The organism is Mucilaginibacter pedocola (assembly GCF_002013915.1).
Lineage (GTDB): Bacteria > Bacteroidota > Bacteroidia > Sphingobacteriales > Sphingobacteriaceae > Mucilaginibacter > Mucilaginibacter pedocola.
In genome coordinates this window covers 90,432-106,083 of sequence record NZ_MBTF01000011.1, presented here as the reverse complement: position 1 = coordinate 106,083, position 15,652 = coordinate 90,432, and the positions used below count along the sequence as shown (strand labels likewise).

The following is a 15,652-nucleotide window of genomic DNA, read 5'->3' as shown; positions in this document are numbered from 1 at the left end:
TGTCATCCTATGTTTGCTTATAGGAAAAAGTTAAGTGTTTAGAGTAAATTTAAAGTAGAAGAAAAAGGGTAAAGAGAAAGATCACGAGTTGTCATTGGCTGTAGGAAGCCGTTCGAAATGCAGATCACTTTACCCCTTTGCTTACAAGCTTGAACAGTTCATTAGGCCACAAGAGCCTGTATGTAGGATTGATAAGCAGTAAAGCAGGTTCTTCTACAGTATTTATCTCAAAACAAAGTTATGGAAACTCATGCAAATTACATTGGTGTAGACATTTCAAAAGCGTCCTTTGACGTATCAGCCGGCCGACGCCATTATCAGTTCAGCAACGAAACTACAGGCTTCGACGGCTTCTTAAAGCTATTGGATACAGATAGCCATATCGTGATGGAAGCATCCGGCCCATATTATTTAAGGCTTGCTTGCTTCCTGCATACGAAGGGCATTAAGGTAAGTGTGGTAAATCCTTTGGTGATTCGCCGCTACAGCCAAATGCGTATGTCCCGGGCTAAAACAGATAAGAAAGACGCACTCCTGATCGCAGAGTATGGTGCCATGGCTAAGCCGGAGCAATGGGCCCCACCACAGCAGCATGTGGTAGAATTACAGCAAACAGAAGCCATTTTATCAGGATTGAGCAAGCAGCATACTGTGTTAAGCAACCAGCTTGAAAGCTTTACAGCTACAGGAATGATGCAAAAAGCACTGAGGCAGACGATACAAAAAGAGCTATGCCACCTTAAACAACTTATATCACGGCTTTCAGCTAACATGGAAAAGATCGTTCTTGAACATTATGGGCAAATGCTATCAGGACTGAAAAGCATACCTGGCATTGGCAAAAAAACAGCGATAATGCTCATCCTGGTAAGCGGTGGTTTCGAGCGTTTCGGCGATTGCAGTAAATTAAGCTCTTACATTGGGACATGCCCGCGCCTGTTCGAATCGGGCAGCAGTGTAAAAGGCAGGCCAAGAATATGTAAAATGGGCATGTCTGCGATCAGGGCCTCATTGTATGTATGCTCATGGAGCGCAAAACGCTGCAATAAAGCCTGCCGGGAGCTTTATGAACGCTTGCTGGCAAAAGGAAAAGCCAAAAAAGTTGCTTTGATCGCAGTCGTAAATAAGTTGCTAAAGCAAGCTTTTGCAATAGCTAAAACTAACTCAACATATCAGGAAAATTATTCAAATATTATTTGCTTTTAAACACAGTTCATTTCGATGAGCACGAGGGCGGGAAACGAGCGGGAGGGCGAAGAGAAAACTTGTTCATGATGCAAAGCCACTATGCAAGGCGTTCATGCTAAGTCGAACAAGATTCCTCGTCGCTTCGCTTCCCTCGGAATGACAGAGAAATAATTTTGTCATTTCGATGAGTACGAGGGCGGGGAAACGAGCGGGAGGGCGAAGAGAAATCTTGTTCATAATGCAAAGCCTCCTTGCAAAGCCATCATGCAAAGCGTTCATGCTAAGTCGAACAAGATTCCTCGTCGCTTCGCTTCCCTCGGAATGACAATGAGGGCGAAGATTTGACAACTTTTTAAAAGTTGTCAAATCTATTCGGATGCCGTTTGTAGTTGATCAATGCCCCACCACATCCCCTTTATCCTTCCGCTGAAAACTATATACCAAATACCCCAGCGCAGGCAAAATAAACAAACTGCCCACCAGCAGCGCAATTCCCAGCCCTTCAATGGCTTTATCGGCACCGCGGTTTTCTATTAACGAAAGGTAGCCGCCGTTTTTCAGGATAACGATGTTGGGGTAATGCTTGTAGGTGGTGGTCAGCAATATCATGGTCATTTGGAAGCCCGCCAACACGCGGATGATGTAACGCTTGCCTTTGCTAATAAGGTACCACATTACAATGAGCGAAATACTGGCAAAGCTAACTGCCAGCACGCCAATAATATTACCGAACACCCACTGCACCAGCGGTATGTTTTCTTCTACCGAGGCAATAAACACCAAGCCGCCTGCAACTACCGCTGCAATATTCATGAACCGTGCCTTGCGGATAAAGCGTTTGGTTTCGCTTTCTTCGGTGGTTTCGCCAATGAGGTATATGGCCGCCAAAAAGCCGCAAAGCGCGACGGTGAAAAAGCCGATAGCTATCGAGAACAGATTGAACCAGCTGTAAATGTAGGCCGAAAGAAAGTCGGCGGCCTCGGTATCTATCCGCCCGCTTACCGCGCTGCCCGCTATTATACCCAGGAACAGCGGGGTGATAAAACTGGAGTACACGAAGATCTTATTGTATACCAGCTGCATATTATCGGTAACGGCATCGTAACTGCGGAAGGTGAGGGCCGTGCCGCGCGCAATAATGCCCATCAGCATAATGGTGAGCGGTATATGCAGGTAAGTACTCATGGTGGTATATATCACCGGGAATCCCACGAAGAGTATCACAATGGCAATAATGAGCCACATGTGGTTGGCTTCCCAAATGGGGCCAATAGCATTGTACATCGTTTTGCGCGTGCGCGATTTGTTGGCATCCGAAGTGAACATCTCTATAATGCCCGCGCCAAAATCGGCACCGCCCATTACCAGGTACAGCAGCAGCGCCATCCACAGGAAACCCATAACCACGTATATCATCATAATAAAAAAGCTTTTAGTGTGCCGATGACTCGGCAGTAGTATCGTAAAGCACCGGCACCATTTTTATTTGCCGGTAAAGTAAAAATATAACCGCTATGCTCAGCGTAAAATAAACTGCCGTGAACAGGTAGAACGAGTACCCGATGCCCGGCATAGGCGTAACGGCATCCTTAGTGCGCATAACACCTTGTATTATCCAGGGTTGGCGGCCAACTTCGGTAACCGTCCAGCCGGCCTCAACGGCAATAAAGCCAAGCGGCGTGGCGGCTATAAACAGTGTTAAAAACCATTGTTTGGTGAACCAGCTTTTCTTTTTTGCTAAGGCGATGAGGTAAATAACACCCAATGCCATCATGGCCATACCCAGCCCAACCATGAACTGGAAGGCGTAGTGCGTTACGGCAACGGGTGGCTGGTCGGCAAGGGGTATTTGGTCGAGGCCTTTCACCGGTGTTTTAAAATCATCATGCGCCATAAAGCTGAGCATACCGGGAATTTCGATGGCGTAATCGACCTTTTGGTTTTTAACATCGGGTATACCGCCAATAATTAGAGGCGAGTATGGCTCCGTTTTAAAATGCGCTTCCATGGCAGCGAGTTTGGCCGGTTGGCGTTTGGCCACCATCTTGGCAGATATATCGCCGCTTAAGGGCTGCAAAATAGCTGCTACCACCCCAAATATGGCCGCAATGCGGAACGAGCGCATGTGGAAACCAACATTCCGCTTACGTAATATCATTAATGCATGCACGCCGGCCACCGCAAACCCCGTTGCCGCAAAGGCAGCTACGCACATGTGCAAGGCTTGCGAAAACCATGCAGGGTTAAACATGGCTTTTATGGGGTCTATGTCGGTATACTTGCCATCAACCAGTTTGAAACCCGTGGGGCTGTTCATCCACGCGTTGGCGGCTACCACCAATATGCCCGAAGCTAAACCGCTTACACCTACTATTACCCCGGTAAACCAATGGAACCATTTGTTAAAGCGGCCCCATCCATACAGGAAGAACCCCAGAGCTATTGCCTCGATAAAAAAGGCCGTACCCTCCAGCGAAAAAGGCATGCCGAATATAGGCCCTGCATGTTTCATAAAAGTAGGCCAAAGCAAGCCCAGCTCGAAGGATAGCACCGTGCCCGACACCGCACCCGTGGCGAAGAAGATAGCCACGCCCTTACTCCAGGCCTTGGTTACATGCTGGTAATTAATATTGTTGGTTTTAAGGTACATAAAGTGCGATACCGCCATAAAAAAGGGCATCACCATACCTATGCACGAAAATATAATGTGAAAGCCGAGGGACAATGCCATCTGCGAGCGCGCGGCCATAAAATTATCCATGCCGTAAATTTACGCACTATGTTTATCAACTATATATTTATCAAGCTTTTAGCGTAATTTAAATTGATTATGTATTAGCAAAATAATTGCTTTTGTAGCGCTTTTGAAGTAATTGCCAAGGATGCACCATCGCATGCTATTTGTAATTCGCTATCTCATTGTTTTAACCCGAAATTCTGCTACTTTTAAAGGCGGCATTTATTGGCCGGTGGGGTATTAGTTGAATGCTATGGGGCTAACTTTATTAAAAATCAAGGTGAACAGATGGTTGAGTAAAGGCTTTGCGGTAGCCCTGCTGCTGTGCCCTGCTTTAATAGCTGTAGCCGAAGGCAGTAAAGAACTTTGTTCCAACGGGGGGAACCGAGCTTACCTGCTTTCCTCGCTCACCGCAAACCCATCGTATCCTTTCCCTACTGTTGGCACCATGAAGGTGTACGTAAAGGTTGGCGAAACTATTTATCTTGGTAGCAGTGCCCAGGGTGTAAGTTCGGGCACTATTAATCTGCGTGCGCCTGATGGCAGCACCTACACCAGCGGAAATTCAACAATTACAGGGCGTTTAAGCACCCTCGCACAGGAACTGGCAGGCCCGCTGCCCAATGCAGGTGGTTACCAGCCATTCACACAAACCGTACAGGCAGGGCAGGAGGGGATTTGGGAGGTTGATTTTGTATCGCCAACCAACGGTACCGATTTGGGCGGCAACCCGCCCGCCATTGCGGTTAGCGCACAATGGGTACAGCCCAATAACCGCTATGTGGCTGCTTTTGACGTATCGGTACGCAATGCCGAAAATAGTGCCTTCCTCACCGGCAGGGTGTTTACCAATGTGCTTTCGGGCATATTAGGTACCTTTAATGTAGGTTTCAACGCAGTGCTGCACATCCTCACCAAAGATGGCTACCGCTACACGCTTGATAATAACGGGCAGGCTGGTAATGGCTTCACTTTTTTTGTGAACAATAAAGGCCTGCGCAATACCGACGGCACCCCGCTGTACAAAAGCGTTAACACCACCAATACGCCGAACGTACAAAACCCGGTTAGCGGCGATACTCCGTCAGACATTACGCACAAAATATTTTTTAACGAGCCTGCAGCCGATTTACCTGCGTTTGCCACTACACAGACAGGCACAACCTGGCTGCTTACCATACCTGTGCCTCCCGCTATAACCAACGTTAAGTTTACCGGGGGCGACGGGCAAAACGGCACCGCCACTACCGCTATACCCGGCGGTAAAATAAATTTTACGGCTACCGCAAACGGCACTTATGTTATTGGTATAGATATAGACCGCAACGGCACCTTTACCGATGCCATTGACAGGCAATTTAACGGCACGGTAAAACCGGGAGCTAACGAGGTAAACTGGGACGGAATGGACGGTATGGGCAAAACATTATTACCCAGCCCCGATAGTTACCCGGTTAATGTAGCGGTAACCCTTTTCGCTGCCGAAGTACACTTCCCGTTTTTTGATGTGGAGCGCAATATCAATGGCATATTGCTTACGCGCATAAACGGCGTGAACTCGCCTGATAATACTATTTATTGGGACGATAGCGATATCGATAAAATAGGGTTGCCCTCAAACCCTTTAAAAAATACCACGGGCCTAAGCAGTATCACCAACGGCCACAAGTGGGGCGCTACAGCCGCAAACGCTAACGATGCCAACGATTTTGGCAACGAACGCAGCATTGATACCTGGGCATATGTGATAAACCCGGTTTTAACTGCAGGCGTAGATATTTTGGTGCAAAGCCCCGACCCATCAAACATCAAACCGCCTAATATTTTTACGCCCAATGGCGATGGCAAGAACGATGTATTCGAGGTGCAAGGCATAGCCAATTACCCCGGCAGCCGCTTGATGGTGTATAACCGCTGGGGCAACCAGGTGTATAAATCGGAAGATTATAAAAACACCTGGGATGGGCAGGGCCTTACCGATGGTACATATTATTATTTGTTGGAGTTAAATACAGGCGCGGTAAAGCCGAAGATCTATAAAGGTTGGATATATATCAGGAAGCAATAACATGAGGCAGCTTAAAAACTATATCCTGTTATTGGCGTTTTGGGCGATGTTCCAAAACGCCCGGGCGCAGCAAACCGTGCAGTTTAGCCAGTACATGTTCAACGGACTTGTGGTGAACCCTGCCTATGCCGGCTATAAAGAAGATTGGACGCTGAACCTGGCCAGCCGCCTGCAATGGGCGGGTATAGATGGTGCTCCGCGCACACATACCGTATCGATAGATGGGGTGCTGGACCCCGATAAGAAAAATGCGGCCATCGGCTTTTTGGCCACTAACGACAGGCTCGGCCCTGAAAATAACCTCGCCTTTTATGGCAATTACGCTTATCGTTTAAGGCTTGATGACGAAGATACCAAACGCCTTAGCCTTGGTTTTGGTGCAGGACTGGTGCAATACCGTTTAGATGCTTCGGCCTTTAACCCCAACGACCCTACCGACGGCACCATTGCGGGCAACGAAAATATGTTGCGGTCTGATTTTAGGGTGGGTGTTTATTATACTACGCCATCATTTTATGCGGGCGGCTCTGTACTCAATTTATTCAGCGAGGTACTATCGGGCAGTAATACGCTGGCCATAAACCCGGTTCCGCATATGTATTTAACTACGGGGGCGGTTATACCGTTGAGTAACGATATCGACATAAAACCATCGATGATGCTGAAGACTGACCTGAAAAGCCCGGCGGGCTTAGACCTTACTGCATACCTGCTCTTCGCAAAAAAACTATGGCTGGGTGCATCCTACAATACCGGGGTGAATTTACGCCGGTCGGATCAGTATAAGGGGCTCGATAAAAGCAATACGGTTACGGGCATGGCGCAGTTCAACATCAGTCCATACATGCGTTTTGGGTACTCGTACGATTTTAGCACCAGTGCGCTGGCTACTTACCAAAGCGGTACACACGAGGTATCGTTAAGCCTGTCGTTCCGCAGGAAGCAGCCACGTGTAATAAGCCCGAGGTTTTTTTAATGTGTAATATGAAAAAGATACTGCCCATAGCCTTTTTAGTTTTCTGGTGCCTGTTTGCAGGTGCGCAGGAGCAATTGAGCAAAAAGCAGTTGGCAGATAAAGCATTTGAGCGTTACGAGTATTTTAAAGCCCTCAACCTATACCTTTCCATTTCGGGCAGCAATAATGCTGCACAAGTGGCCGAACGCATAGCCGATTGCTACCGGCTGATGGGTGACAACAAAAATGCCGAAAGCTGGTACGCGGGTGCCTTAGGTTATGATAATGCTGCAGCCATTGGTTTTTATTATTATGCCGAAACCCTGTTGCGGAACAATAAACTAAAAGAAGCCAAAACGCAATACGAGGAATATTATAAACGCGTAAACGAGCCCGAACAATTACGCGCAAAATTGGCTATGTGCGATAGTGCCGCCGCATGGATAGCGGCAAAACAAAAGGCCTACACCGTGCAGGCAGAGAAGAAACTGAATGGCCCTTATTCTGATTGGGGAGTCGCTCATTACGGCGCGGGCAGCTTAGTTTTTACATCTAACCGGGCAGACGGCACCGAAAGCGCAAAGCAAACCGACGAACGTACCGGAAGCGGTTTCTACAAACTTTACATAGCCAACAGCGATAGCGTAGTGCTGTTGCCCATCAGCAAGGAAGGGAAGAAAACCTTCAATGGCGATTATCATGCCGGCCCTGTTGCATTCAACAAAGGGGGAGACACGGCATGGATAACCATAACTACAACACAAGCCAAAAACGCATTGCCTGTTGATAAACGCGGGGGCAATAGTATGCACCAACGCCTGTTTACCCGCAGGCTGATGTTGGTGATGGCCGTTAAGCAAAACGGTGTATGGGGCGATTTTAAGAACTTTGCTTACAATAATATCAAGGAATTTTCGACTGGGCATGCGGCATTGTCTGCCGATGGGAGCGTGCTTTATTTTGCATCGGATAGGCCGGGCGGGCAGGGCGGTACCGATATTTGGTATTGCCAAAAACAAGCCGACGGTAATTGGGCTCAACCTGTTAATTGCGGCAGCGCTATCAACACCAAAGGCAACGAGGGATTTCCTACGGTAATACCTGATGGGCTTGCTTTTGCTTCCGACGGTTTACCCGGCATGGGCGGACTGGATATTTTTATAAGTAAAGGGGCGCAGAGTAACTGGAGTACGCCTGTAAACCCCGGCTATCCAGCTAACAGCACTGCCGACGACTTTTATTATACAACGCAGGACGGACGTACCGGCTATATATCATCCAACAGAGATGGCGGCTCAGGCAGCGATGATATTTACAGTTTTGTATATACACCGCTAACGCCGGAACCGCACAAGCCCCTTGTGCCGAAAACGCCAGATGCACCTCCTGCCGATATTTCGGCTTTGCGCGGCATTATTTATTATGATTTGGACAAGAGCGCTATCCGCACGGATGCCGCCGCTACGCTGGATAGTTTGGTAGATATACTAAAGGCTAACCCAACGGTAAAAGTTAAACTGGCATCGTATACCGATGTGCGTGCGTCGGGGAGTTATAATATCGGTTTATCCAAACGCCGGTCCGAAGCGGCAAAGGTTTATTTAATTGAGCATGGTATTGACGAAAAAAGGCTTACTATTGCCTGGTACGGTAAAGAAAATCCCGTTGCCGATTGCCCCGGCCAGCCCGGCTGCCCCGAAAGCCAGCATCAGCTAAATCGAAGGACGGAGATATTTTATGATGGGGTGTTGGAGTAAGGTTGGCGTGAATGCTTATTAGGGAGGCACCTACGGAGCCTAATTCTTTTGTGTTTACGTGCTATAAACACGATACTCCTCCGGAGTGTCTAACCCGATTTGATCTAATGCTCCGGTAGGAGCATCGTGTTTGTAGAAATCCATAACAAGACAATACGGCTCCAGAGGAGCCTCCTTTAAGAGACTATCTGTTTATAGGCAAATCGGAAGAAAATTGATGGATCCGTAGGTGCCACAGCTACCCCCCAAGGAGAATTCCTAAATGCTAACCCTCAATAAACTTTATATCCGCCGTTTCAGCGTTAATACTAACCTGTTTATTTTTTTATCGCGGTAAATTTCCAGTAGAACGCCGCGCCCATCGCCCGAGCGGAATAGCCTGTCAATATCCTCTAAGTGCATATTGGCAACAGGCTTAAAATTTATCGATACTATTTCATCATCTTTCAGCAGCCCCACGTCGTCGCCTGCCGATCCGGGTTCTACACGGCTTATTACCACACGGTCGAGGTTTTCGCCGCCGGCATAGTATTCGGTGCCGCTCATGTCGCGCTCAAAGGCTTCTTTTAAGTTGGTGCGGGGCTTTAGGTAAAGCATTTTATTGGCGTAATCAAATACCAGCACAAAGCGCTTCAATACATCCATGCCCAGGTTGCCGTCGCGCTCGCCCAAAACGGTGTTATCGTTTCTTTCGGGGAAAGAAGAGAGCACATTGGTAAGCTGGTATTTACCGAGGCTTAGTTGGTTTATCCGCCCAATTTCGCCGTATATGGGGCCGGTTAAGCCCATGCCAAGGTTAGCGGCAATGGCTTTTTGTGTAGGCCATGGTTTGGCGGGGTTATCCTCCAGCGATAGCGGATGCCCTGCGCCAATATCAACTATCAGTTTACACTCGCGCTCGCTTTTATCGCAAAAACTAACGCAGGTGTTCACATAGGGCTTGTTGCCTTCAATTGTAAGGGGAAGGGCTTCGTATTTTTTCAGCCCTTTTATTTTGCCCGGGCGGTAGGCGGTTAGTGTGCTATCATTAAAGTTCATCTTAACAATAAGCCTGTTAAAAAACTCGTACCCCAATAAGCCATGTATAGGCATACCTGCATAGTTGGATAGCCCGAAATGGTCTTTTTTAAATATAGCAGCACTAACGCCTACGCTGTTTATCCCGGGAATTTCTATGTTGAGCGGATTAGTGTAATAAGCATCGTAGTCGTCGCCCTGGCCAAGCCCGCCAAGTTTCAGTGTGCGGCGGTCGGGTATGTGCAGGCTATCAACCATTGTCGGGTCGGTAATAATCATAAAGCCCACGCCCGTATCCAAAATAAAGTTATAGGGGCCGTTATTATTAATTTTCAGTTTAATAATAACCATGTTGCGTATCACTTTAAAAGGTACGGTTGCCTGTTTGCGCCCATCTGCCAGCTGAAAAAATTGCGCACGGCTCTGCCTGCAAATGCCGGTAACAGCAAGCAGCAGTAACAAAGGGTAATATAGCAAGCGGGGCGCCATGGCGCAGGTTTACAAATGGTTATATAAATATACGGCAACTAAAATTATTTAGTTGCCATGTTTAAATTTTTATAATAAATGGCAGGCAGGCCCGCTACTACAAAGGCCCCTCCGGCAATGGCGGCATCCAACATTGCCGCAGTCCATTGCTGCCCGTTGTATAGGTTTGCTGCCAATAGCGGTACATGGTACAATAGCGCAAAAGCCAGCAGCAAAACAGCCAGCATTAAGGCAGGTGCACCCAAATACCGGTTGCTGATAATGCCTGCAACCATTACAATAATTACCAGCCCGATAATATAATCCCACACTTCAACAGCCGGGAACCATGCAGGCACTTTGGCAGTTACAAATGCTGCGTGAGTGAAGTGTTGCATGGCTAAAAACACCAGCGGTATAGCAAACAGGTATTTACCGGGCAATTGCAGGTTTGCCTGGCCGCTTATGAGCAGAGCCGTACCCATTATAGTTAAATCTTGCAGTGCGCGCGCCCAGCTTTGTGCGTTTTGCAGTTTGGCGCTAAGGTTGGGAATATGAATGAGCAGGATAAACAGCGCCAGCAATGTGGCCAACAACAAACTGCTTAAACGTGTGTATTTATTTATAACAATGCTTACTGCAGCCAATATAAAGGCAATACCCACAAATACAGCCCAAAACAAATGCCATGGCAGCCAGCCCGGTATCAGCGTTGCCACAAAGTTGGCGTACATAAAATGCTGTATGCCAAAAACAAAAAATGCGGCGGCATATAGCCATTTGCCCAATGCTGTAAGCTTATCCATAAAAATATAGGTGTTGTTTGGTTAATTAGCGGGGCATTATCAATAACTTGCATTACCAATTGCCCTATACAAATGTAGATGCGCATGCAGCGGTTTGCCTATGCCCCGGCTTGTACAAGTTGGTACAAGTTTATACAAGCCTGTGCAAACAGCGCCGCACTGTTAATTTTGCCATGAGAACACCGCCCATGCCTTTTAACCAACTCATAGAAACGCTGAAGCAGCAGTATGAAACCCATACAGGCTGGGGCGATAGCCGCACATGGGCGAACCAGGACTTTATTAAGCTGAGTGCATTAATACAGCAACGCACCGGCGTTACCTTAAGCCACGTAACCTTAAAACGCATATGGGGCAAAGTGAAATACGACAGCCTGCCAAACACATATACATTAGATACACTGGTTCATTTTCTTGGTTTTGAAGACTGGCGAAGCTTTGCATCGGCACACCAGAAAAATGATGCCGATGATATAAGCAGGACCGACGTTGTAGCGAAAGAGCCTGTAACCGCACCTAAGCCAGCGCTTACAGGTAAGCCCGATAATAAACGCATATGGCAAATAACGGCCGGGGTGGCGCTTTTAACAGGTATTGTTATTACCTATTTAAGCATCAATAAAAACCCGGCGCCGGTTGTGGATGCCGATTATACCTTCAGCAGCAAAAAGGTGGTAACGCAGGGGGTACCCAACTCGGTGATATTTGATTATGGTGCGGCCAAGGCCCCCGGCGATTCGGTTATCATCCAGCAATCGTGGGATACTAAGTTGCGGCAGAAGGTTTCTAAATGGGATAAGCAACATACCTCCATTTATTACTATCCCGATTATTACCGCGCCAAACTCATCGTAAATAATAAGATCGTAAAGCAGCACGATCTGCTCATCAAATCTAACGGATGGGTAGCCGCTGCAACGCTAAGCCCGGTGCCTGTTTATTTTGATAATACCGAGGTAATGCGGAATGGAAAAATGGGCGTTTCGGCAGCGTCAATAGCCGCGCACAACATAAAAATGCAGCCCTCGCCGCCCTTTATGCTTTATAGTAATGTGCAGGATTTTGGGCCGATATACAGCGATGATTTCGTGTTCGAAACCTCCATCCGTAACGATTATAAGGAAGGCAGCGCCGTTTGCCAGCAAACCCACCTGTATATTTTATGCGAGGGAACTGCCATCGCCATTCCGCTGTGTGCCAAGGGCTGCGTATCAGATGTAGATCTGATATTCACCGACCATTACCGCTCGGGCAAAAAAACAGACCTGTCTATGTTCGGTACAGATCTTAGCAAATTTGTAAAGGTTAGGGTAGAGGCGCACAACAAAATAGGCAAGGTTTACCTGGATGATAAACTGGTTTACACAGCAAGCAGCGGCGTAGTGCGCTCAAAAATTATAGGCATCGATTATAGCTTTCAAGGTACCGGTTCGGTTGATTATGTGAAGCTGAGCAATGGGAAGGTAAATTACGTGGATGAGTTTTAGTCTATTGCCCTTATCGCTTGCGCACGCCTGTGGCGTGTTCCTGTTACGTTTACTAATATAGCTTGCAAAGGAACGTGCCGCAGGCGCGCACCAGCAATGTGGCATGTGCTTAGCGATACGGCTTATAGAGCTTAATAGGAACGCGCCACAGGCGCGCACCAGCTTTATAAGCTATATCTTTATTAACCCATTTTTCAAGGCCGATATAACCAATGCCGTGCGCGATTTGGTTTCGAATTTTTGAAACAACGCCTCGCGGTAATTATCGATGGTGTGCGGGCTAAGGCACATTTGGTCGGCAATTTGTTTGTAGGTAAGGTCTGAGCAGCATAGCTCCAGAAAACGGAGTTCGTTGGCGTTTAGGTCCGAGTAATCGTTTTTTTCGGCTTGTTTGTTTTGGATATTACGCAATAGCTTGCCCGATACCAGCTCGTTTATGTAAAAGCCATGTTCGTTTATGCCGGCAATGGCGTTCACCAGGTCGGCCACTTTGCTCTGTTTCAGCATGTAGCCACCTGCGCCGTTTTTCAGCATCTCAATAATTGGTTTATCTTCTTCAAACATGCTTAGCGCCAGTACGTTTACGTCGGGGTGGTTTTGCTTTACCCATTTGGTGCTTTCGTAACCATCCATTACCGGCATGGTAATATCCATTAGGATAACCGAGGGAAGGGGGTGTTTGCCGATCTTCTGTATCATATCGGCACCGTTGCTGGCGTCAAATACAATGTTTACACGGCCGCTTTCGGTAAGCAGGCTCATTAAACCCTGCCTGAAAAGGGTATGGTCGTCAACTATAGCGATATCAATTTTGTCGGGGGACATGCTCAAATTTTTTTCAATAAGGTACTGTAATAGAAACGGAAGACCCGGTGCCGCGCCTGCTTTCGATAGCAGCGGTGCCGTTAATAATGGCAGCACGTTTTTTAATGTTGTGCAGCCCCATTCCGTTTTTGCGTTGCAAGGTTTCGGCCACATCAAAGCCAACGCCGTTATCGCGTATGTCCATTTTCAGTGTGCCGTCTATCTGTTCCAAATTAACAAATATTTCTGTCGCCTTGGAATGCTGTATGATATTATTTATGATCTCCTGGAAAAGGCGGAACATGATAGTTTCTTTACCACTATCGTTATTGAACGATTCGAAAGTGGGTTTTACAAAGTTTATCCTAAACCTGTCGCTCCTTTTCATCCACTCCAGTTCAAACTCAATGGCCGAGAACAGCCCCCGGCTGAGCAGTTCTTCGCTATGCAGCATCCGCGATAATGCTTTTACCTCTTTGGTAGATCGGGCGGTTAAATCCTCTATCAGCGCGATCTTTTCGGCGGCTTTGCTGCGGTCGTCCAGGTCTATCGAGCTTAGGGTGATAGTGGTGAGGCTAAGCAATTGGCCAATATTATCGTGCAGGTCGTAAGCAATGGTTTTTAGGGTTTGCTCCTGCACTTCCATCTGCGTACGCAGTAATTCGGTTTCTAACGTTTTTACCATGGCCTTTTTTTCTTCTTCGTGTTTTTTCTTTTTACGGTTATAAAGTAGTACGTACCTTATCAAGAAGATGGGGGCAATAAGGAAAACGAACGATGTGAGCGCTATGAGCGAGATAATTTCCTTTGGCGATACCTGCATACTATTGAGTAAGTCCAGAGTGAATATAGTATTATATTCAGGATATTGTAAATTACATACCGGGTAGAGCTGTAATACGAAGCATGGTCGTATTCTGCGAGGTAATCAAAGAAAACATTACAGGCCGTGCTGCCGAAGTAAAAGAACAGCGCGCCGCTCACCCACCAAAATTGTGCTGATGTCATGAGCGGTTCATATTGCTCATCTACCAGTTTTACATAATAGAACCAAAGGCAGCCCAGCACAAAGGCAACCGACATAATGTTAACCGTAAATGCCACAAAATGCGGGTACTCGCCACCACGGAAGTAATATAATTCGCCTAAATACACAACAGCAAAAATACCCCACCAGGCAAAAAGCCATTTTTTAGTATAGCCAAATGGCCTAAACATGTTGTAGAGAAAGTAGCTCACAAAGCCGCACTCGGCCAATAAAAAAGCATTGTACAAATGTTGGTTGGGTATAATACGGCGTGTAAGTATGGCGGTAGTTTCTGTCGAAACCACTATCAGCATATACAAAATAAACAGCCGCCAGGCCGCGCTTTTATCCCTGTACAAGAATATGAGCGCGGCCAGGAAGCAAATAAGTTCGGCTGCTGTGTTTAGGCTTATAAATTTCATTTATCTATTACTGTGTATTAGCTTATTCTATCAGCGTAGCGCCAATGCTTGGGCAATCGCGGGGCGGCGGGCACATTTCGCCGCGGTTTGTTGGAGGGTTGCCTACAATAAAGCCGGTTGCCGGGCCATTTGCGGTTTTGTCGGAATAATAGTCGCGGTGAAAATGTTGGTTTTTCTTATTAACGCTATCTTTTGTAGATACCAGCACCAGTGTATTGTAGCCTGCATACTTTTTGTCGAATGTGCCGTTAGCGTTTTCCTCAACTTTGATATCGTAAGTTGCAAGGTAAACGCGCACGCCGTCGCCTTTTTCTTTTCGCAGCGTGCCCAACATCTTAATAAGCCGTGCACTGTCCAGCCAAATGGCGCGGGTATTTTCCACTTGAATGATCTTACGCTCGGGGGTTATAGAATCTACCGTGCCTGCGTGTTGTTTGTACTGTGCTACGTACTTCTTCGCAGCCGCCAGGCTTATAACGTTCGAGTCGGGTGTTTCTGCCGAAGATACTTCTGCGGCCGGGGGAGTGGCCGTTTTTGTGTCGCAAGAGGCAAGGCCGAAACCGGCAATAGCCAACAGTAAAAGTGTTTTTTTGATCGTCATGATATGTGTTAATTTAAGGTTATCGAAGATGGTTATTTACGCCCGCATTATGCCATTGGTATAGCGCCTTTTTTCACCCTTAATTGCCCCCTTAAAAAAGCTGTTTACACCCTGTTGCAGCTTTTAAATTTAATAGAGATTTGGGGAATAATAAATAATTATTGTTTAAGGGAAAGCAACCAAACATATAGCCGGCACGTGAACCGCCGGTTATATTTTGGTTGAGTATAAAACTCTGCCATTAGCTGCATATTGCATGGTTAAACATTTAATTTATTATTAAGCTAATTGCATTATAAGCCTTATATAAACTAT

The 15,652-nt window shown here is 46.9% G+C and carries 13 protein-coding genes; 5 read left to right on the top strand and 8 right to left on the bottom strand.

The window, feature by feature from the left end:
* Positions 1 to 240: 240 nt before the first annotated feature.
* The gene (locus BC343_RS12495; RefSeq protein WP_078347262.1) at positions 241 to 1,206 is read left to right on the top strand and encodes an IS110 family RNA-guided transposase; all 966 of its coding nucleotides are present in this window, start codon (positions 241 to 243) and stop codon (positions 1,204 to 1,206) included.
* A gap of 375 nt (positions 1,207 to 1,581) precedes the next feature.
* On the opposite strand, the gene BC343_RS12490 is transcribed toward BC343_RS12495, so the two are convergent.
* Positions 1,582 to 2,604: a cytochrome d ubiquinol oxidase subunit II gene (locus BC343_RS12490; protein ID WP_078348125.1), complete on the bottom strand. Its 1,023-nt coding sequence runs from the start codon at positions 2,602 to 2,604 to the stop codon at positions 1,582 to 1,584.
* A 16-nt stretch (positions 2,605 to 2,620) separates the two neighbouring features.
* Complete coding sequence (locus BC343_RS12485; protein ID WP_078348124.1) at positions 2,621 to 3,949, bottom strand: cytochrome ubiquinol oxidase subunit I; 1,329 nt, start codon at positions 3,947 to 3,949, stop codon at positions 2,621 to 2,623.
* 229 nt (positions 3,950 to 4,178) lie between these two features.
* On the opposite strand from BC343_RS12485, the gene BC343_RS12480 reads away from it, so the two are divergent.
* From BC343_RS12480 to BC343_RS12470, 3 genes are read left to right on the top strand one after another with little or no spacing between them, the layout of a single operon-like run.
* The gene (locus BC343_RS12480; RefSeq protein WP_078348123.1) at positions 4,179 to 5,993 is read left to right on the top strand and encodes a gliding motility-associated C-terminal domain-containing protein; all 1,815 of its coding nucleotides are present in this window, start codon (positions 4,179 to 4,181) and stop codon (positions 5,991 to 5,993) included.
* A 1-nt stretch (position 5,994) separates the two neighbouring features.
* Positions 5,995 to 6,969, top strand: a complete 975-nt coding sequence (locus BC343_RS12475; RefSeq protein ID WP_078348122.1) for a PorP/SprF family type IX secretion system membrane protein — start codon at positions 5,995 to 5,997, stop codon at positions 6,967 to 6,969.
* 8 nt (positions 6,970 to 6,977) lie between these two features.
* Complete coding sequence (locus tag BC343_RS12470; RefSeq protein ID WP_162276862.1) at positions 6,978 to 8,705, top strand: OmpA family protein; 1,728 nt, start codon at positions 6,978 to 6,980, stop codon at positions 8,703 to 8,705.
* 282 nt (positions 8,706 to 8,987) lie between these two features.
* On the opposite strand, the gene BC343_RS12465 is transcribed toward BC343_RS12470, so the two are convergent.
* Both BC343_RS12465 and BC343_RS12460 read right to left on the bottom strand, forming a co-directional pair.
* Positions 8,988 to 10,211 (bottom strand): aspartyl protease family protein, encoded by a 1,224-nt coding sequence (locus tag BC343_RS12465; RefSeq protein WP_078348120.1) that lies wholly within the window; start codon positions 10,209 to 10,211, stop codon positions 8,988 to 8,990.
* Between the two features lie 44 nt (positions 10,212 to 10,255).
* A complete protein-coding gene (locus BC343_RS12460; protein WP_078348119.1) occupies positions 10,256 to 10,996 on the bottom strand; it encodes a DoxX family protein in 741 nt (246 codons plus the stop codon).
* Positions 10,997 to 11,169: 173 nt separating this feature from the next.
* Between BC343_RS12460 and BC343_RS12455 the strand changes: the two genes are divergently transcribed.
* A complete protein-coding gene (locus tag BC343_RS12455) occupies positions 11,170 to 12,483 on the top strand; it encodes a hypothetical protein (RefSeq protein ID WP_143822166.1) in 1,314 nt (437 codons plus the stop codon).
* Positions 12,484 to 12,654: 171 nt separating this feature from the next.
* Here the strand turns inward: BC343_RS12455 and BC343_RS12450 are convergent, their stop codons facing one another.
* Genes BC343_RS12450 through BC343_RS12435 form a run of 4 tightly spaced genes read right to left on the bottom strand, consistent with a single transcriptional unit; the run spans position 12,655 to position 15,337 of the window.
* The gene (locus tag BC343_RS12450; protein ID WP_078348117.1) at positions 12,655 to 13,308 is read right to left on the bottom strand and encodes a response regulator transcription factor; all 654 of its coding nucleotides are present in this window, start codon (positions 13,306 to 13,308) and stop codon (positions 12,655 to 12,657) included.
* A gap of 13 nt (positions 13,309 to 13,321) precedes the next feature.
* Entirely contained in the window at positions 13,322 to 14,110 is a 789-nt protein-coding gene (locus tag BC343_RS12445) for a sensor histidine kinase (RefSeq protein ID WP_078348116.1), read from the bottom strand.
* Positions 14,074 to 14,736: a hypothetical protein gene (locus BC343_RS12440; protein ID WP_078348115.1), complete on the bottom strand. Its 663-nt coding sequence runs from the start codon at positions 14,734 to 14,736 to the stop codon at positions 14,074 to 14,076. Before BC343_RS12440 ends, BC343_RS12445 begins: the two co-directional genes overlap by 37 nt.
* A 22-nt stretch (positions 14,737 to 14,758) precedes the next feature.
* Complete coding sequence (locus tag BC343_RS12435; RefSeq protein WP_078348114.1) at positions 14,759 to 15,337, bottom strand: hypothetical protein; 579 nt, start codon at positions 15,335 to 15,337, stop codon at positions 14,759 to 14,761.
* Positions 15,338 to 15,652 lie beyond the last annotated feature (315 nt).